Below are 18,679 nucleotides of genomic sequence, written 5' to 3'. Positions count from 1 at the left end.
ACTTGCGGCATTTGCTCCTTCTTAGCAGAAGCAACATGTTGCCGATTCCTTTCATTCAGTATAATTAAAAACGTTTTCAAAAAAAGACGATCTTCATACTTTGGTGCAACTCATGGCAAAAAGGAAAAATCTTCATCATGGTACAAGGTGTACCATAAATAATGGATAACACCAAATCCCCTGATACATCCGACATTGTGTCTTCTCCGATGCTAACAAAAAGAAGCTGCAAATCGCTGCAGCTTCTTTTTGTTTATTGTTAAGGAACAAATGAAAGTTCCCAAAGAATGGTTGCTGAATATCTCGTGGCTTGAGGAGTCGCACTAATTGGCACCTCAAGTTTGACACTTTGATCCATTGTTTCTCGATCGCCAAAGCGCTGGACCCAAGTGCCTCTGCCTTGGTTGGCACCTGCTTGTGCGATTATCTCCGCATTTCCAACAGTCAGTGCTGCTTGCTGTTTGTGAGTAGGTGGCTCAGACACGTTTTCTCGAGTCGTTACTACATCGATATTGTCTAATAAAATTCTAGCACCAGTCAGTTGATGCCCTTCATCACTTTCAAAAGGCTCTCGTAAGGTTGCACGGAGGGTCCAACCGGAATTTTCCCGCCTCCGATCTGAAACCTGCACATAATTAGGGCGTAGATTATCATTTGGATCAGCCGGCTGAAGCAGTTTCTGCGGCAGGGCATCGTAGGTCGTCGTTTCTGACCGAATGCCAACTGTCCCAAACTGGAATTGGGAAACAAAATCCAAGCTGACAAACCCTTGTTCTGCATCAATCTCAGGCGGATTCTCAGGATTTACTTGCGTATCCGGATCAAGAGGGTCTACTGGTTGCGGAGTACTTTCCAAACCATAAACCAGCCAGTATTCTTGTTCATCTCGGGTGACTCTTGTTTCCAGCGGCTGACCGTCCCGCTCGTAAAGATATTGGTAATAAGGAATCTCCTCAGGAAGGATATCGACCGATTCATTTACGAATTCTCCTTGATAGGTTGGTTCCCTCAATGCTACCCCTTCTTCATCTATGTGATTGATCTTGATGTTCGATGGCACGCGATCAAATAAAAAAGTAACATTCTGATGGAAAGGCTGCGGCATAATAGCAAATGTACCTGGGTCAAAGTGTTCTGTGACATACTCAACCCCGTAATAGTCATACCCTAACTGATAGGGTTCATCGCTCTCTCGGTTCTTGGGGTCAAGGGTATGAAGGAAACGTAATGGTAGTTCTAATGTTTCAGTTGGTAGAATATCCTCCCCTGTCTCTCGATCCAGATAGTTTACATGGACGGTTCCAGTACCAATGTGATATTCCATCCAATCAAAAGTAAAGGTATGGCGATCACTCCTTGCACCTGTACTTCCAGTAATAAGAAAAGCCATCGCAGAAACATCCTCAGGTTGCCAATCACTAATATCTCTACGCCATGTCCGATTGTCATAATCGACTTGAAACCATCTCCCATTTTCATCCGGCTGATATTGAATAAGTACATCCAAATCATGTCCCAAGCGATTTCCAGCTCTTTGCGGTAATGCATCATTGCCGGTATAGGTCGCCATCGTTCGCGGACCTGTATGATAGATGAATCCAGCGAATGGCGCACCGCCAACAGACATTGGATCTCTAATCACCTCAAATCGATTCGTGAATTCTTCAAAAACACTAGGTGTAGTGTTATAATTATTGTCCAATTTAAACCCAAAGCCATCGATCAAACCGCCAATACCAAACGCATTTCCTGGATACCCGACTTCATCTGTAGCCGAATTGTGAAAGCCAAAAGCAATGCCATCGGCTCCGTCTAATCTCGTTCCGATATTTGCTTTGCCTTTTAGCGTAAATGGACGATCCAAACTGAGCCTTTCTTTTAAAGTAACATTACCAACGTGATCTGATAGATTGGGCGTTAACAGCACTTCTCCTGTTTGCTCGTTATAAGTAGCATCGATAGGGTGTCCTTGCAAATCAAAATGATCTAAGAAATCTGCTCGCTCAATTCGAATTTTAGCTGTAGTATCACTTCTATCATCTACTTCTGCCTCTCTTCCTACTTCATCCGCAGCCTCATCTGCTTGATCTACTTCCGCAGAGTCATTCTCTTCTTCCGTCGAATCAGTGTCTTCGGCATCCGTATGATCTAAGATCAGCAGGCGCTGCGTAGCAGTCTCGGCAACGATGATCTCATATTCTCCGATCGTATCCACAAGAATCGGTAAGACAAAAGTCGTTTGTGGGGTCTCGCTGTTCAGCTGCCACACACCTTCGTGGTCTGTTGCTACCACCGTTAGTTCATCGTTCAAAGCTTCCTGATCAATGATTATTTCCTGAGGCAACGCGATGTCCACCGTTTCGAGGGCAACTTCTGAGTAGAAAATAAAATCTATTACGTGCTCGACCTCTCCTTGGATCAGTTCCTCCGCAAAGGAGATTTCTCCACTCACTTCATCGTCGGCCTTCTCCTCGTGTTCTTCCTCTGGTGTCCACGAAAAAATCGTCTCGGCATTCATGATTGTTAATGTTGTAATCAGTGGGAGTAAGGCAAGTAGAACCAGCAACCACTTATTTTTTTTGCGAAAAAATGAGTTCATCGCATTCACTCCTAAATGTCATTTCTCTTATTTTCCCCATGGGATCTAGCCCCACTTAGGGAATGTTGATTTCCCTTTTTTGATAAGTTGTTTTACTACGTATATGTTAAGTGCGGTGATCAGCAAGAGACTTCCAAGAATTACCCAATCCAACCGTTGAATGAAGTTTGTCTGGGGCAGCTGCCCGCCGGGTTTACCCGTGTCTTGCGGTGGACGCGGAACAGGACCGGTTGGTGGAGATGGTTCTGGTTGATCCAAAGGCTCATAAATCCCGGTAAACCCCACTGTCCCCTCCGTTTCCGTTGAACGTCTCTCCTCGCCAAAACTCGTTCTTGTAAACCCGAAAGCGAACAATAAGACCAAACATACTTTCAAAGCCCTTCCTCTAATAGATGCACCGTTGATATCCATTCTCCCTCCTCCTTGTGAGTTGTTCATTTCGAAAACGATCGTTTTTGAGACGTGTTATTTTATTAAAGCCAATCTCTTTACAAAAGCCTAAATAGTACTGTTTATATGGAATTCATTCTATCTTGATCGTAGTCGTACTTGATATCTCAAAAACCATGGTTTTCAAACATGTCATACTAATTATATCGATGTTCTACTTAGAATAAAATTCACGATATTCCTCGATCGATGAATATCCTGCATGAAGTTAAAAAAAACATACGTTTCATTCATATGTTATTGTTGCAACTATTTTAGAAACTTGCCATCTCCCTTTTATACAACAAAAAGCTCAATGATCTTAGATTACGTTATTCCTTTAATCCTCGACACCTTGAATCGACGCTTCATGTCAGGCGTCCCTCTCATTTTCTATCAACAAGACTGAACCGTAATTAGCTTGCTAAAATGCAAAAAAACAAACAGGTCCAAAAGTCATCAAAAGAAAAGTCTCTTGATCCATTAAACCTGTTTGTTTTTTTCATTTATTAAAGGAAAAATGTAGCTTATTCCCCTGCGGATAAAGAAAACTGACGAACCGTCTCCGACAACGCTTCGACTAAGAAAAGGCAAGGAATTTGCGTCGTCAAATCTTCATACTTGTTGATGCGTTTCACATCAACTGAATAGTCTAAGACATAATCGGACATTCGCCCCAGTGTGCTGTTGGCGTCACTGGTGATTGCTACAGTGGTGAAGTCAGGATTATTACGAAAGCCATTGACCACTTCAATGATCTCGGTGGTCGTTCCGGTGATTGAAAGGACCACGATCATATTGTCTGACGTATGTTTCAGCTTCGCAAAGATTGGATAGGTATTATCCACCAAAGCATAACTGTTAAATCCGATTGTGGCAAAACGGCGGGCAGCATATTCACACATTGAACCTGACGCACCGATGCCATAAAAAATAATATTCTCACATTCCAGCATTCGTTCAGCGATTCGCCGGATTTTTCCTTCGATGTCTCGCGGGAAGCGTTCCGGATCCAAAACGGTCATACTGCTAAAAAAACTGACAGCATCTAACTCAGGTGCTTTGAACTGGGTACGAAATTCTGTAAAGCTCTCATACCCTAATTTACGGATAAAGCGCATAACAGAAGAAGCTGAGGTGTGGGATTCAAGCGCGATCTCACGAACCCGCATATAGGGAATCTTATCACTTTGGCTCGACATATAATGATAAATCGCACGATCGGTCTCTGATAACTCATTGAAATCGATTTTTCCAAAAAAAGACATAGTAAACGCTCCTATTTTCTCATTCTCCTATCAATGTACCACAAGCTAGCAAAAACATCACAACTGTTTGATAAGAAATAATTCCATCGGCTGTTCAAATCCAGGACTTGTCAAAAGTAACCCACCGGCATCTTGGTAACCAAGGTTGCGATAGAAATGCTGTGCTTGCTCGTCGACTTGCGTGGAAGTCAAACAAAGAGCATGGCCGGCTGCTTTTTGCTGTTGTTCCCAATAAGTAACCAACCGTTTCCCAAGTCCCTTGCCTTGATGCGCTTCTGCGATCACTAACATGGTACAAAAAGGAATCGTGTCCCAGAAAAAATTGTAGCGCAGTAACCCTACTGGCTGTTCGTCTGCAACTATCACATAAGCAGTTTTTTCCATTATCTTTTTGGCGAAGACTTCCTTTGGTAAGTGAGTATCCAAAGAAAACCAAAACGCTTGATCTGCAGCTATTGCCGGTCGAATCGTAATCACTGATTTTTCGTCCCTTCCTGCTGTTTTTTTGTCTTATCGTAGAGAAAATGGTCTATTTTAGTCACTTTCCGTCTTTTCGTATTCAGAAAGCAATGCTAAAAAGGCATCGCCATACTTATCCAATTTGTTTTGGCCAACCCCTTTGATCTGTAAAAAATCGATCGGCGTTTTTGGCTGAACTTCCGCCAATTCTCGCAGTGTTTTATCAGAAAAAACGACATACGGCGGCAAATTTTGTTCTTGTGCGAGATTCAATCGTAAGGTGCGCAGTTGATCGAACAGTTCATCATCAACCACTAACTGTTTGACTTTGGTTTGTTTTCTATAAACTTTTGCTTTTCCAAGCAACACATCAATCCCCGCATTGGTCACACTTAACAAAGGGTATTGCCCTTCTGACGGCAAAAGATACCCTGATGCTGTTAAATAATCGATCAGCTGATTGACTTCCTTTTGAGACCAATCTTTCATTAATCCATAAGTTGGTAACTTTTCAAAGCCCCACTGTTTGACTTTTTGGTCGCCAGAGCCCGTTAGCACTTTCCCCACCAAGGCTTTCCCGAAGCGTTCGCCCATTCGTTTCACACATGACAACACTTTTTGTGTATCCACTGTGATATCCACTTGTTCTCTTTCATCAAGGCAATTGCTGCAACGACCGCAATCGGAACCATCTTCTCCAAAATAACGCAAAATATAGCGCTGTAAGCACAGTTGGGTATGTCCGTATTGGCTCATCTCCCGCAATTTCAAGTATTCGTTTTGGCGATAAAGAATATCTGATTCGGATTGATCGATAAAGAATTGCTGAATCTGCATGTCTTGTGGAGCATAAAGTAAGATCGCATCACTGGGTTCGCCGTCTCGTCCGGCACGCCCGGCTTCCTGATAATAAGACTCCAAATTTCCAGGTATCTGGGCATGGATCACGAAACGGACATTGCTTTTGTTGATTCCCATCCCGAATGCATTGGTCGCTACCATCACTTGCAGGCGGTCATAAAGAAATTCTTCTTGGAAAAATGAGCGCTCTTCTTCTGAAAGTCCGCCATGGTAATACCCGACGGACACGCGTTCATGTTTCAACAGGTGATAGATCCGTTCCACTTCCTTGCGGGTACTGGCGTAAATGATACCTGATTGTCCTTGGTTCATTTTCAAATACGTTGTGATGTAGGTATCTTTTTGATCCTTGACGACTTGAAAAGCCAAATTTTCCCGAGCAAACCCGGTTTTGACTTGATTTTCTGCCGGAATTGAAAGTAAGTTTTCGATGTCTTCGGCAACTTTGGGTGTAGCTGTCGCGGTAAGGGCAACGATCGTTGGCTTCTGCTCCCAGTTTTCGATCGTTTCGGCGAGTCGCAGATAGCTCGGGCGAAAATCATGTCCCCATTGGGAAATACAGTGGGCTTCATCAACGGCCAATAAAGCGATCGGCATCTGCCGCAATGAGTAGCGGAAAGATTCTGAGTCTAAGCGTTCTGGCGAAACATAAAGCAGTTTGATTCGCCCTTGGCGTGCTTCTTGCAAGCGTTGATTGATCTGTGCTCCTGTCAAGGAAGAATTGATATACGCTGCTGGGATCCCCATATCAACGAGGCTATCTACTTGGTCTTTCATTAATGAAATCAAAGGGGAGATGACCAAGGTCACTCCATCCAGCAAGAGCGCTGGCAATTGATAACAAATGGATTTCCCTCCACCTGTGGGCATGATTCCCAAAACATTTTGTTGTGTTAAAATAGATTGAATAATCGTCTCTTGACCTTCACGAAACTGTGAATAGCCAAAATGTTCTTTTAAGACTGTTTGAATAGTTTGCATAATACCCTCTTTTCCATTTCCTTATTATACGCAATTAAGTACGCAAAGAAAACGGCATTAAGAGAACTTTCGCTTTTTATTCGCTTTTCAATGAAATCAAACAAAGGAGTCTTCTACTATGAAAAAAGTTATGATTATCGGCAGTGGGATCATCGGTTTGACCCTCGCCAATTATCTTGATAAAACCAAATTTGACGTGACTGTCATTGATTCCCTCATCGGTCAAGCAACATCTGCCAGCGCTGGCATCATTTCCCCTTGGTTATCCAAACGCCGCAATAAAAAATGGTACCAGTTAGCACAAGACGGAGCCGCTTTCTTCCCGAAATTGGTACGGGATTTTGCTTTAGATGAATCCATCTATGCCCCATGTGGCACTTTAGTAGTGCGACCAGAAAAGGCGCTTCAAGAACTGGCAGAATTAGCTGAAAATCGACGTAAGGCGGCACCAGGAATCGGCGAAATCGACTTACTGACGGGCTCACAAACCAAAGAGGTATTGCCATTACTAAAAGAAATGCCCTCTTTACGAATCACAGGCGGTGGCCGCTTAGATGGTCAGGCTTATCTTGCCCACTTAAAAGCAAACGCTCAGCAGCAGCAAGTGACTTTTATTGAAGAAAAAGCTGAGATCGTCAGAACCGACAACCATTGGCAAATCAAAACCAAGGATCACTTTCTTGAAACCGAGATTCTTTGCCTGACAGCTGGATCGGGATTACTAGACTTGTTATCACCTTTAGGGTATCAGGTTGATATCCGTCCGCAAAAAGGCCAGTTGCTCTCTTTTGCCACCAACCTGCCGACAAACAGTTGGCCGGTCGCCATGCTAGAAGGCGAAGGCGACTTGATTCCCTTCTCTAATGGTCAAATTTTATTAGGCGCTACTCATGAAAATGATGCTGGTTGGGATTTGACACCTACTGAAGCAGCCCAACAGCAATTGATGACAGGAATCGGTGCTTTTCTTGAAGACCCCGAAGCACTCTTTGCTGCCCCAATGACTATGCGAGTCGGCACACGCGCTTACACCTCTGATTTTGCGCCTTTCTTTGGGGAAGTGCCTGATGAAACGAATTTGTTCGCCGCCAGCGGGCTAGGTTCTTCCGGTTTAACGACGGGACCTTACATCGGTTATCTTCTAGCAAATCGGATCAATGAGGTACATGCGCAACCAACAGACTTCTCGTGCTACACCAAACCGATGACAGAGTATATCAAGAAGCGCCTTTGATAGGAAACCACTAAAAAACCACCAGAACCGTTACGGTCTGGTGGTTGTGCTGTTTGATTCTTGTAAAATTACGGACAATTTCCTAACTACTAGTTAAACATATTCTCCTGTTTCCCAATAATCGAGTAAAACTTCATTGATGATCTCACGATCCAGTGGTTCACGGATATCATCATCAAAGGCATCTTCGATCGGGACATCGCCCACAGTTTTGATACAAACCGGGACGACCGGATTCGGATGATCCTCTGCTGTCAACACTTTTTCAATCTTGATCTTATGTGTCCAATCTGCCCCCATATCATAAATATAGGTCATGGACTTACAATACTGAAAATCTTGGTCAATAGCGGACGCATCCGTTGGAACGGAATTGCCTAAGCCGATCGATTTCGAGCCGGCAATAAACAAATACAAATGTTGATTCATCCACTCAAAGGCAATCTGGATCAAAATATGTAGCTGTTCATAGGTCAGCCCTGCAGGAATAATCAAACGACGCCAAATTGGCGGACGGTATCCTTCTAAATCAATACGGACCTGATAGGCGACCGGCGTATCTGCTGCGTCATCAAAGGCCGTATGTTTTGTTGGAAATGGGACGATTTTTGGCGAGATTGCAGCAATCCGTGGGTCATCAACGGGCAATAGATCATGTTCTTCGGGATCGGTATCTTTAATCATTGCTAACATCGCTTCTTTCTTTTCAGCTGACCAAAACTGTGGTTTGGACATCCGAGCGAAAAAGATAGGTTGTTTTTCAGCCAATACAAAGGCAATTTCTAGGTATTGCGATTTGGTAATATGCTTTTCTTTATACATGCAGTAATAAAAGTCTTCAATGGCTGTTTTGGCAAACGGAAGAAAATTTAGACTGTACGGTACTTCTTGAGGCAGCATTTCAGTATATACCCATTCAACAAAGACTTTGTCTTTTAGTTTGGTCATGCCGCCATCTGTTTCCGCGCAAAAGATCAAGTAAAAAACAGGATCTAAGTAATGCTCAAGATCGTCGTCACTAACCACACTGGGTCCGCCATACAAATCAACGTGATCCATCATCCGGGCAATCACTTTCGCTAATTTCTTCAATGTTTTTTCCAAAAAAATCTCGCTCCTTCCTATCAAGTTTACTTTGACGAAAAGAGCGAGGATTGTCAATCTTTTTTTTAATGGGAGAGCATTTCCTGTGCAATTTCTAATCCGCTCATCCCCGTTGGGTAATAGGTCGGCCAATGCTCCATTTCCTCTAGTAACGCTTCATGACTCTCGTTGCCAAAGTAGATATGGAAATGATGTGAAGCACCTGGTGCGATCATATGGTCGCTAAATTGGATATATTTGAACGCCGCATCTTCATCGGTGCTTTCAAATAAGAAGCGTACGCCACGATTACCAGCTGAGTAGTTCAAAACCTCTTTGCCAGTATACACATACTTAGCTTCTTTCTCTGTACCATCATCAAAAATAAATGTCATTGTATTGTCTGTGATCTTGATCTGAGCAACATCCGTTTGATACCCTGTCGTATAATACTCTTTGTATTCGTCAGCCGTCATTTTCTTGTCCATTTTTGCTTTATAATCAAACACTTGATCCAATGTTCCGTCTTGTAAAAATGGGTAAACGGATTGCCAGTCTCCTGCCCAGTCAGATAAAGGACGGTCTTGTACATCGGCATCCTCAAAGTAGCCGTTATAAACTGTTTTTTCTTTTTCGGCTTCAGCCATTTCTTTGTCATTTGCTACATCGGTGGTTTTTCTCAAGGCATCGCGGTTTTGCTCCATAATTGAAATGTAGTCTTCCCCGTTATCCATCTGCTCTTGGGTCAAGCCTTCTAATGGATTCAAAACAGCCAGTTCGACTCCTGCTTCTGACGCTAACGTCCGGGCAATGCTGTCTTTGGCATTTTCTTCAAAATAGATCGTCTGAATGCCTGTTTCTTGAACGAACTCTTTTAGTTCTGCGATCCGTGAAGCGGAAGGCTCTTCACTTGGTGAAAGACCGGAGATCGGAACTTGGGTCAATCCGTATTCTAAAGCTAAATAACCAAAAGCGGCGTGCTGCGTTACAAAATGATTTTGCGCCGGATTGCTAAATGCTTCTTCATACGATTCATGAAGATCTTGTAACTGTGCTAAATAATTTGCAGCATTTTCAGCAAAGGCTGTCGCTTTCGCTGGATAAGCCTCACTCAGCTGGTCACGGATCGCCTCTACTTGTTTCATGGCTAAGCTTGGGGCTAACCAGACATGGGGATCTAATTCATGAGAATGACCATCATCGTCGTGGTCATGATCGTGATCGTGGTCGTGGTCATCGTCACCGGGTAACAGGACCATTCCTTCTGTGGCTTTAACCACTGTCACATCCCCGTCATTTAACGTGGCTTCAATCGAAGGAACCCACATTTCCATGTTCTCGTTGTTGTAGACGAAAACATCCGCATCTTGGATCTTTGCCATATCTTTTGCAGAAGGTTCATAATCGTGGGAATCAGTGCCCGCGGGCATCAATAATTCAACCTCCCCTTCATCCCCTACAACTTGACGAGTAAAATCATACATCGGATAAAACGTAGCCATGACCTGGATTTGTTCATTATCAGAAGCAGCGTTGCCTGATTGTTCAGTTGCATCAGAGCCTCCTTGTCCACAGGCCGCCAAAGCTAGGGCTACTGTTGATAACATCGTTATTTTAAAAAACTTCTTCATTTTCAAAATACACTCCTTTTTATTTTTCCATATTTCCTTTTCCTCGGCAAAACACTGATAAATCAATTACGATTTACAAAAACAAAACGTAACGTTTACGTTTTACCATCGGTTTTCTACTTTACACAACTATTTACCCCTTGTCAACAGCTTTTCAAGATGTTTTTTTATATGTAAAAACTTTCATATGTACCACTGCTGATATCATTATTAACTTACTGAATGGATCGGTTGATTCGGCAACAATCGGCAAATGACGAAAATTGCTATCTATTGTCCTTTGTCGCCTCCTGTGCTACACTCGAGGGGTAATTGAATACAAGATTATCCACTAGGGGCGCTTTATGCTGAGATAGACGTATGTCTGGTCCCTTAGAACCTGATTTGGTTAGTACCAACGTAGGGAAGTGGCAGCGCATGATTTTTCGCGTTCCCATTTTTTCTGTCTACGTGTGGATAGAAAAAGGAGGAACGCTTTTTTTGTAGACAGAAAAACCATCGAGAGGAGAAGAGAAAAATGACAAATGAACCAATCGCCTGTGCGGCAGATGGGATCGATATCACGGGGTGCCGAGTTAGCTTGTACCCAATGAAAGACCATTTCGCGCAACAAATTTTAACAAGTATCGAAAAAACGAATACGAGCGCTGTTTGGCAGCAGACCGATCTGTTCAGTACCCTTTTTCGAGGGGAAGCGCCTAGTGTCATAGACGCAGCAGAGGCGCTATTTATCAACGCCTACGAATCAAAGACACACCTCGTGGGTGAGTTTACTTTTTCCAAAGGCTGTCCCGGAGACACTGCGGGTGACACATTCTTGAATGGCGAACAGGCGCAACCCAATAAAGGAAAGAACCTTGCGAATGGTGACTTTTTGGTTGATTGCAAATATTCGTTTTACGTATTTGGCGAAAATCATTATATGGAAGAAATCGCCACGATCGTCCAACTGGCAGAGACTCATGGCTTGAGCCCTCGTTCCGCTCACTATGTGACGATGCTGACCGGATCAGCAAGCCAACTCTTTGCTTATTTTGAAGCCGCATTAGCTTATGCCCATGACCATCTCCCCCACTATGTTCTGGAAGCGACTGTTTCGGTCAATAGCCCTTCAAAAAAGGAGGCGATGCCACATGACTAAGTGGGCTTTGAAAGATGTCATCATGGTAGGAATTGCTTCGTTGATTTTTGGCGTGATCTATCTTGGGGCTGTCCATTTCGGATTGTTGTTAGGTACGCTTCTAACGCCCTTTGGTTTATCTGTCTTAGCCAATGAGTTTATCTTTGGTGTTTGGTTCATGGCGGCAGCTTTTGCCGGATATGTGCTACGTAAGCCGGGAGCAGCTACGATCACTGAAATGATTGCGGCTCTTTTAGAAGTGTTTATGGGAAATTTTTATGGACCTATCATTTTTATTAGCGGTTTTGTACAGGGGATCGGAACAGAAGCCGGCTTTGCATTAGGCCGCTACCGACGCTACGGGTGGTTCCCTTTAGTTACTGGAGCCGTGGGCGCCACGATCACGAGTTTTCTTTGGGGAATCATTCGGTCAAATTTCATTAACCTACAATGGCAGTTGCTGTTGGCGATCTTTCTTATTCGCTTGCTTTCTTCGTTATTCTTTTCAGCCTTTTTAGTGAAGATCGTCTGTGACCACTTGACACGGATGGGGGTCCTCAACAGTTACCCCATTGCTGAAGATCAAACGGTCATCGTCAAACGGAAAACCGCATGAGCCTGTCGGTAAAAAACGGCAGTTTTTTGGTGGATCAAAAGCGACTTGAATTGACTCTGTCTTTGGCCCCTGGTGAAACCAAAGGGATTTATGGTGCTTCAGGAACAGGAAAAAGCACCCTTTTCCATCTCTTAGCGGGACTAAATGAGAAGGGGTTTGATGGAGGGACGTATACGATTGACGGCCAAACGATGAACCAGCTTTCCATCCGGGAAAGAAGCACGTCCGTCAGCTTATTGTTTCAAAATCCTGATATGCAATTTTGCATGGCAACACCTCGAGAAGAGTTGCTTTTCTGTTTAGAGAATCAATGTATACCCCAAAAAGACATGCCAAACAAAGTGGCTGAAGCTTTGGCATTTTGCGAGATTACCCACCTTGCTGATCAACCTTTCACGACCTTGTCTGGTGGTGAAAAACAGCTAGCCGCATTGGCTTGTTGTCTGATATTAAAAAGTCGTTACTTGCTTTTGGACGAACCCTTTGCCAATTTGGATTCGGACACAAGTCAAAAAGTCATACGAAAACTGCAGCAAATCCAACACAAAAATGCTCTTGGTATTTTATTGATCGATCATCAAATCAAAGAGACCGCTAACTGGGTCGATGAGTGGCTGCTGATTGAAGAGGAATTCAGAACGATCAATCAAGCAGCGCTCCGCCAACTTGATCAGCACCTACGCAAGTCGCTGCCGCTTGTGAACATTAAATCGACTTCTAACGAAAAACGGCTTTCATTTCAAAATTTCCGATTACCCATCCGAAACCATGAAATTGTTTTCCCAGATCTTGCCTTTGATAAGGGCTCACTGATTGGAATCACTGGACGTAGCGGCAGCGGCAAGTCTTCGTTTTTAAAAGCTATTTTACAGCAGCAGGCCTATAAAGGGGATATTCTTTTGGCAGGTAAACCAATCAAGAAGTATCCGTCACCTTTTCGCTCCATCAGTTGGATCATGCAAAATCCGCAAGACCAATTTTTGGCAGCTACCGTTGCGCAAGAGCTTAGCCAAGGAAGCGCCCCGACCGAGAGCGACAAACTACTCGAAAAATTGCGTCTGCAAAACAAGAGTGCCCAGTCGCCTTTTCTACTGAGTCAAGGACAGCAACGGCGCTTGGCTGTTGCCTCCTTACTGCAGCGCCCGGTCGACCTACTGCTAGTAGACGAGCCGACATATGGTCAAGATGTCACACAAGCTTGGCAGATCATGGAGCTATTAGCTGCTAAAGCAACCACTGGCACGTTAGTTTTGATCGTTAGTCACGATGTCTTATTGTTGCAACAGTTTTGCTCGCAAATCATTGATTTCAATTGCTATCAAAAGGAGGTCGCAGATGCGTACACTCAATCCCACAGTCAAGTTATTCGCCATTTTAGGACTCGCCTTAGTGGTTTCTTTTCAAAATAATTTCAGATTGAATTTATTGCTCTCTGTCCTATTCTTCGTTATTACTGTAAAAGAGCGCTCCTTGAAAAAAAGTCTTTTGCTCTTTTCTGCATTAACACTGGCAGCTGTAGGGGTCTTTTTCACTGGTCTCCTTTACTATCAAGACCATCAAGGCGCTCCCTCCTCAACGGCAGCTATTCACTATGGGCTTGACATGGCGAGCCGAATCTACTGCTTCGGTATTATGGGCAGTTCTTTCAGTGTGACGACCACGATCAATGAATTGATTTATTCGCTGCAGCAACAGCTGCACCTGCCTGCCGTTTTTGCGTACGGTCTGCTCGCTGCGTTTCAAATTGCTCCGATCATTCCAGCAGAGTATCAAAACATCCGCAATAGCATGCGTTCCAGAGGAATCTCAGTCAATTCGTTTTCTTTCAAAATGTTGGTTCCTTTACTCGTCAAATCCATTCGCTGGTCCGAACTTTTGGCGACGGCAATGCTTTCAAGAGGTTTCGACGGTGAAGGAAAGCGAACTTATGCCAAGACATTTCGAATCACTTTTATGGATACGCTGTTTTTATCCTTATGTTTGATGGTGGGACTTGGCGGAACACTCATCCTATAAAGGGGAAAGAGACAAAAAGACAAAGAAACGTAAGGGTTTCTTTGTCTTTTTTCATTGATTTATTAAGAAGTGATCGTCTTTTTTACTGAACCAGATTTGATTTGGTAAAACGTAACAAACATCGTCGTTGCTAATATATACAAGGCGAAAAGAAGATACATGTTTTTAAACAGCTGGATCGTCGTTTGGTTCAACCAGGCCCCTACTTTGGGAATATAAAATATCGGCTGGCCAATCAATTGACTTTTTTGAATTTCGTTTGGTTCCATCTGATTTTGATTGTCGCCAATGGTGTAGAGCACCGATTGATTTTCCCCAACCGCAACGATTCGCCGCGTCCGCATCTGTCTACCTTGATCAACATAATACGTTACTTCGTTGCCAACCACTAAATTATCTTCAGAAGCTTTTTTTACAAAAAGGAGTGTCCCTTCAGAATATGTCGGTTCCATTGCATCACTAGCAACAATAGCCATTGTGAAACCAAACGCATGTGGGATCACCACAATTAGTACAGACAGCAGCATGAACATCAGTACAAAAAGTGAGAGCATGATACTTTGTTTTGGAAAAAGCTTCATTTTCTATTCTCCTTCTAAACCTCAGTTTCTTTTATGATTCTATAACATAACTCTATTTTTTTCAAATATTTAAAAACGTTTCATTGAATTTTTATACGAAGATTACTCGATTATTATTTGACTTTATTTAATTATTTATATTATGCTAAAGGCGATTAAAAAACAGAGGAGAAAAAGTATGCCTTTTTTAAATAACAAGTTTTTTTTAAAGCGTTGGATTCCCTTCATCCTTCTGGTCCTATTTTTACTGGGAAGTATTGTCTTTTTTCTCGTTCTTTTTTTATTCCCAACTTCTGATATCCATGCAGTGGAGAAAAAGGAAGACTGGATTTTCTATGCTGAGGACAATCCCGAATCTACTTTCATTAGCCGTTATGTGAAACATTTACCTAGTGTAAAAGCGAATGATCGTTTTGTGATGAAGCGAAAAATGACCAACGATTATAAATACCCTACAATGTTACTAATTGGCGATCATCAACACATGACTGTCTATCTCGATGACCAAGAAATTTACACCAACGATGAGCCCAATGATCCACTGACTCTCAATCATCCAGGCAAAACATTGTCTTTTATCACCTTGCCTGAGGATTATGTTGGTAAAACCTTGAAAATATACGTGACTAGTCCTTTTGACACCTATTCTGGCTTCCCAGCAGAAGTCTTTTTTGGCCCTGCAAATGCACTGATCGGCTATGTCTTCAGTCTGTCAATTTTAAATATTTACATTCTTTTATTTACTGGTTTTATTTGTATCATCAATTTATTTTATATCTTAGTTTCTTTTATCAATCAACGAAGGCTGAAAATATCTTCTCTCTTATTCAGCGGCTTTGCCTTAACAGCAGGCTTGGAAGCGGGCTTCAGCGATATGCTTGGTGGACTACTGTTTCCCCCAATCGTCAACTCTGTAATGTTAAATATTCTTTCTATTATTACACCAATGTTTTTGATCGGCTTTTACTGCACGAATATGCATTTTATTCGCAAGTACTACCAGAAATGGTTATACTTCCACTATTCATTCGGTCTGTTAGCGATACTTTTCGCACTTTTCCAAGCACAAAGTTTGCCCGTCATCATGAATTATATGTTCTTGTTGAATATTACCAGTACCTTCGTTACTTCTTTTGCAGCAATTTATGAAGCATTGAAAAAAAATCCTTTTTATGTCATTTGTGCGCCTTGGATCGTGATTGCGGCTATTGGTCATTGTTTCTTGTATATTCAGGATATTTTAGTTTTGCCACAATCTGATATCAATTGGCGTTCGATCATCTTTTTCTTATTAATTATCATTTTTACTTGCTACGGCTTCCTTGAACTCTTTTTTGCCAGCGAGGGTAAAAATAAGCAGATCGATACGGCAGACATCAAAGTGCGTTTATATGAGAACCAACAAGCGATCAGCCCTGAACAAACGTTAAAATGGCAGCAAGTTTTACGAACCATCAAACAAAGAACCCATACCGTCAAGGATATGTTAGAAGATCAGCAGTTGGCAGCGGCCTATGAAGGCCTTAGTGAGATTGAAGAACAGATCAAGCAGCAGTTAACGAGTCCTTCCGTTGAAAAAGAATCACTCACGACGATGCTGCTTGCTAATTATAAACACACAGCTGCTCAAAAAAGGATCACCTTTGCCTGTGATGGCATCATAGAACCACTGGAACAATTGGCGGAAAATGATCGTCTATCCTTGATCGCTCATTGCCTAGAGTACGCCATCCGATACACTTGTGCGGTCACTGATCCTCAAAAGCGAAGACTCGCGTTGAGGGTGAATGACACGAAGGGCCAGTTGCATATCGACTGCCAAATGCCGCTTCTCTCAAATGAAGAAGCAGAAAAACTACAGAACAATGAAACCAAACGACAGGCGATGCAGGCTGACATGCAAATGCTAGAACAACTTTGTTTAGCCTACCAAGGAAGTATCCGGATTGAAGAAACTGACGGGCTTCACCTCTTGCATTTGACACTTAGGGCGAAAATAGATCCGCTGTCTTTCGACTGACCGTCTTGCTACATTAGTTTTAAAGGAGCGATTTTAAGAAAAAGCGAAAAAACTCTTGCTTTTTTCGCTTTTTCGCTTTAGCATGATAAAGAACAGCAACAAGCATTGGAATAGTAGTTTTATGATGGTCTTAGAGAGTCGATGGCAGCTGAAAAATCGACACCCACTGATAAAATGAACCTACCCAATGGCAATGACCGCAAAACGGTCGGTGGAAAGGCCTTATCCTTTACGAGTTGGATTATCCCGATAGATAATCAACAAAGGTGGTACCGCGAAATCCAAGCATTTCGTCCTTTTTTAGGACGAGATGCTTTTTTATTTTTTTAAGGAGGAAAAAGAATGACACAAAAAAATGATTTTACAGAATGGTATATCCAAACGATCCAAAAAGCCGAATTGATGGCTTACTCCCCAGTGAAAGGCTCCATTATTTTCCGTCCTGACGGCTTCGAACTTTGGGAGCATATCCAAGAAGAGTTCAATCGATTCTTGAAAAAAGAGGGCATTCGCAATGCGTACTTCCCAATGCTGATTCCGCAAAATTTCTTTATGAAAGAAGCCGATCATATTGAAGGTTTTGCGCCTGAATTGCCATGGGTCACAGAAGTCGGCAATGAAAAATTGGAAGAACCTTTGGCCTTGCGTCCAACCTCAGAAACCATGATTGGCTCTGCCTTTTCTGATTGGATCAACTCCTACCGTGACCTGCCTTATGAAATCAATCAATGGGCAAACGTCTTTCGTTGGGAAAAGAAAACATTGCCTTTCTTGCGTACCTCAGAGTTTTTATGGCAAGAAGGCCATACCGCTCATGAAAACGAAGAAGATGCACGTCAACGCACCATGAAAATCTTGGATGAATATGCCCGCCTTTGCGAAGAATTCCTAGCGATCCCTGTTTATCGCGGACAAAAAACCCCTTCCGAGCGTTTTGCTGGAGCAGTTGATACTTATTCGATCGAAGCGATGATGAAAGACGGCAAAGCAGTCCAAGCAGGAACCAGCCACTACATGGGGACAAAATTTGCTGAAGCATTTGATATTACGTATTTAACGAAAGAAAACAAGCATGTCCATGCCCACACAACCTCTTGGGGTGTCTCTACCCGCTTGTTGGGGGCCTTGATCATGACCCATGGCGATGAAAATGGGTTAGTTTTCCCACCAACCATTGCACCAACCCAAGTTGTGTTGTTACCAGTCGGTCCATGGAAAAAGAATCCAGCCATCTTAGAAAAATTAGAAGAACTGTATGCCAACTTTAAAGCCAAGGGCATTCGTGTTCGATTGGATGATTCTGATAACTCACCTGGCTATAAGTTCAATGAATGGGAACTAAAAGGCGCTTGCTTGCGAATCGAATGTGGCCCAAGAGATTTAGAAGCTGGCAAAGTGATGGTCAAAGTCCGCGACTTGGCTGACAAGCAAACAGTCGCCCTTGAGCACTTGGAAGCCTTCGTTGATCAAGAACTGCAAGCAATGACCCCACGCTTATTGGCAGCTGCGAAGGAACGTAACAAAGATAATGAGTACACCAACATCGATACATTGGATGAACTAAAAGCCCATATCGAAACGTGCAAACAAGAAGACAAAGTGACTGGCTTTGTTTTGATCGGTTGGGACGGCTCGGAAGAAACGGAAGCGAAAATCAAAGAAGAAACCGGCTTTACTACCCGAAACATTCCGTTTGAAGCACCAATGGAAAAAACAGTCGATATCGTCAGTGGCAAACCTGCCAAGCATACCGTTTGGATCGCCCGCGCATACTAATAGAA

The 18,679-nt window shown here is 42.9% G+C and carries 15 protein-coding genes, 1 riboswitch and 1 other annotated feature; of the genes, 7 read left to right on the top strand and 8 right to left on the bottom strand.

Annotated elements, in window-relative coordinates; all coding sequences use genetic code 11:
• Nucleotides 1-259 precede the first annotated feature (259 nt).
• The 5 genes from A5883_RS05415 to recQ form a co-directional block, all read right to left on the bottom strand.
• Nucleotides 260-2,599 carry a lectin-like domain-containing protein gene (locus A5883_RS05415; RefSeq protein WP_086338111.1) on the bottom strand — a complete coding sequence of 780 codons (2,340 nt, stop codon included), beginning with the start codon at nt 2,597-2,599 and terminating at the stop codon, nt 260-262.
• 45 nt (nt 2,600-2,644) lie between these two features.
• Nucleotides 2,645-3,010, bottom strand: a complete 366-nt coding sequence (locus tag A5883_RS05410; RefSeq protein WP_008381556.1) for a hypothetical protein — start codon at nt 3,008-3,010, stop codon at nt 2,645-2,647.
• A gap of 545 nt (nt 3,011-3,555) precedes the next feature.
• Nucleotides 3,556-4,296: a MurR/RpiR family transcriptional regulator gene (locus A5883_RS05405; protein ID WP_005236546.1), complete on the bottom strand. Its 741-nt coding sequence runs from the start codon at nt 4,294-4,296 to the stop codon at nt 3,556-3,558.
• Nucleotides 4,297-4,353: 57 nt separating this feature from the next.
• Nucleotides 4,354-4,773 carry a GNAT family N-acetyltransferase gene (locus A5883_RS05400; protein WP_005236549.1) on the bottom strand — a complete coding sequence of 140 codons (420 nt, stop codon included), beginning with the start codon at nt 4,771-4,773 and terminating at the stop codon, nt 4,354-4,356.
• Nucleotides 4,774-4,830: 57 nt separating this feature from the next.
• Complete coding sequence (gene recQ, locus A5883_RS05395) at nt 4,831-6,597, bottom strand: DNA helicase RecQ (RefSeq protein ID WP_061053985.1); 1,767 nt, start codon at nt 6,595-6,597, stop codon at nt 4,831-4,833.
• A gap of 118 nt (nt 6,598-6,715) precedes the next feature.
• On the opposite strand from recQ, the gene A5883_RS05390 reads away from it, so the two are divergent.
• Nucleotides 6,716-7,831, top strand: coding sequence for an NAD(P)/FAD-dependent oxidoreductase (locus A5883_RS05390; RefSeq protein ID WP_086338110.1), 1,116 nt, complete (start codon nt 6,716-6,718; stop codon nt 7,829-7,831).
• A 93-nt stretch (nt 7,832-7,924) separates the two neighbouring features.
• Here the strand turns inward: A5883_RS05390 and A5883_RS05385 are convergent, their stop codons facing one another.
• Together A5883_RS05385 and A5883_RS05380 are read right to left on the bottom strand one after the other, a co-directional pair.
• Complete coding sequence (locus tag A5883_RS05385; protein WP_086338109.1) at nt 7,925-8,935, bottom strand: plasmid pRiA4b ORF-3 family protein; 1,011 nt, start codon at nt 8,933-8,935, stop codon at nt 7,925-7,927.
• Nucleotides 8,936-9,000: 65 nt separating this feature from the next.
• Complete coding sequence (locus tag A5883_RS05380; RefSeq protein ID WP_082741574.1) at nt 9,001-10,545, bottom strand: zinc ABC transporter substrate-binding protein AdcA; 1,545 nt, start codon at nt 10,543-10,545, stop codon at nt 9,001-9,003.
• 323 nt (nt 10,546-10,868) lie between these two features.
• Nucleotides 10,869-10,968: riboswitch (TPP riboswitch) on the top strand.
• 94 nt (nt 10,969-11,062) lie between these two features.
• Between A5883_RS05380 and A5883_RS05375 the strand changes: the two genes are divergently transcribed.
• From A5883_RS05375 to A5883_RS05360, 4 genes are read left to right on the top strand one after another with little or no spacing between them, the layout of a single operon-like run.
• Nucleotides 11,063-11,686 carry a YkoF family thiamine/hydroxymethylpyrimidine-binding protein gene (locus tag A5883_RS05375; RefSeq protein ID WP_005236559.1) on the top strand — a complete coding sequence of 208 codons (624 nt, stop codon included), beginning with the start codon at nt 11,063-11,065 and terminating at the stop codon, nt 11,684-11,686.
• A complete protein-coding gene (locus A5883_RS05370) occupies nt 11,679-12,281 on the top strand; it encodes an ECF transporter S component (RefSeq protein ID WP_005236560.1) in 603 nt (200 codons plus the stop codon). The genes A5883_RS05375 and A5883_RS05370 overlap by 8 nt, the downstream gene beginning before the upstream one ends.
• The gene (locus tag A5883_RS05365) at nt 12,278-13,690 is read left to right on the top strand and encodes an ABC transporter ATP-binding protein (RefSeq protein ID WP_008381568.1); all 1,413 of its coding nucleotides are present in this window, start codon (nt 12,278-12,280) and stop codon (nt 13,688-13,690) included. The genes A5883_RS05370 and A5883_RS05365 overlap by 4 nt, the downstream gene beginning before the upstream one ends.
• A complete protein-coding gene (locus tag A5883_RS05360; RefSeq protein WP_061053982.1) occupies nt 13,617-14,297 on the top strand; it encodes an energy-coupling factor transporter transmembrane component T in 681 nt (226 codons plus the stop codon). Before A5883_RS05365 ends, A5883_RS05360 begins: the two co-directional genes overlap by 74 nt.
• Before the next feature lie 62 nt (nt 14,298-14,359).
• Here A5883_RS05360 and A5883_RS05355 read toward each other — a convergent pair whose 3' ends face one another.
• Nucleotides 14,360-14,878 (bottom strand): signal peptidase I, encoded by a 519-nt coding sequence (locus A5883_RS05355; protein WP_016613282.1) that lies wholly within the window; start codon nt 14,876-14,878, stop codon nt 14,360-14,362.
• Nucleotides 14,879-15,056: 178 nt separating this feature from the next.
• Between A5883_RS05355 and A5883_RS05350 the strand changes: the two genes are divergently transcribed.
• Together A5883_RS05350 and proS are read left to right on the top strand one after the other, a co-directional pair.
• A complete protein-coding gene (locus tag A5883_RS05350; protein WP_254907491.1) occupies nt 15,057-16,898 on the top strand; it encodes a hypothetical protein in 1,842 nt (613 codons plus the stop codon).
• A 96-nt stretch (nt 16,899-16,994) separates the two neighbouring features.
• Nucleotides 16,995-17,199 (top strand) — a binding site (T-box leader).
• A gap of 41 nt (nt 17,200-17,240) precedes the next feature.
• Nucleotides 17,241-18,674, top strand: a complete 1,434-nt coding sequence (proS, locus tag A5883_RS05340; RefSeq protein ID WP_016621221.1) for a proline--tRNA ligase — start codon at nt 17,241-17,243, stop codon at nt 18,672-18,674.
• Nucleotides 18,675-18,679 lie beyond the last annotated feature (5 nt).

This window comes from Enterococcus sp. 5B3_DIV0040, from assembly GCF_002140755.1.
GTDB lineage: Bacteria > Bacillota > Bacilli > Lactobacillales > Enterococcaceae > Enterococcus_D > Enterococcus_D casseliflavus.
The sequence above is the reverse complement of the archived record's forward strand: the minus strand, read 5'-3'. Positions and strand labels throughout refer to the sequence as shown.

Bases quoted from the DNA above. Each gene is read 5' to 3' on its own strand.
- A5883_RS05415 (WP_086338111.1), bottom strand. From the start codon at position 2,599: ATGAACTCATTTTTTCGCAAAAAAAATAAGTGGTTGCTGGTTCTACTT.
- A5883_RS05410 (WP_008381556.1), bottom strand. From the start codon at position 3,010: ATGGATATCAACGGTGCATCTATTAGAGGAAGGGCTTTGAAAGTATGT.
- A5883_RS05405 (WP_005236546.1), bottom strand. From the start codon at position 4,296: ATGTCTTTTTTTGGAAAAATCGATTTCAATGAGTTATCAGAGACCGAT.
- recQ (WP_061053985.1), bottom strand. From the start codon at position 6,597: ATGCAAACTATTCAAACAGTCTTAAAAGAACATTTTGGCTATTCACAG.
- A5883_RS05390 (WP_086338110.1), top strand. From the start codon at position 6,716: ATGAAAAAAGTTATGATTATCGGCAGTGGGATCATCGGTTTGACCCTC.
- A5883_RS05380 (WP_082741574.1), bottom strand. From the start codon at position 10,545: ATGAAGAAGTTTTTTAAAATAACGATGTTATCAACAGTAGCCCTAGCT.
- A5883_RS05375 (WP_005236559.1), top strand. From the start codon at position 11,063: ATGACAAATGAACCAATCGCCTGTGCGGCAGATGGGATCGATATCACG.
- A5883_RS05370 (WP_005236560.1), top strand. From the start codon at position 11,679: ATGACTAAGTGGGCTTTGAAAGATGTCATCATGGTAGGAATTGCTTCG.
- A5883_RS05365 (WP_008381568.1), top strand. From the start codon at position 12,278: ATGAGCCTGTCGGTAAAAAACGGCAGTTTTTTGGTGGATCAAAAGCGA.
- A5883_RS05360 (WP_061053982.1), top strand. From the start codon at position 13,617: ATGCGTACACTCAATCCCACAGTCAAGTTATTCGCCATTTTAGGACTC.
- A5883_RS05355 (WP_016613282.1), bottom strand. From the start codon at position 14,878: ATGAAGCTTTTTCCAAAACAAAGTATCATGCTCTCACTTTTTGTACTG.
- A5883_RS05350 (WP_254907491.1), top strand. From the start codon at position 15,057: ATGCCTTTTTTAAATAACAAGTTTTTTTTAAAGCGTTGGATTCCCTTC.
- proS (WP_016621221.1), top strand. From the start codon at position 17,241: ATGACACAAAAAAATGATTTTACAGAATGGTATATCCAAACGATCCAA.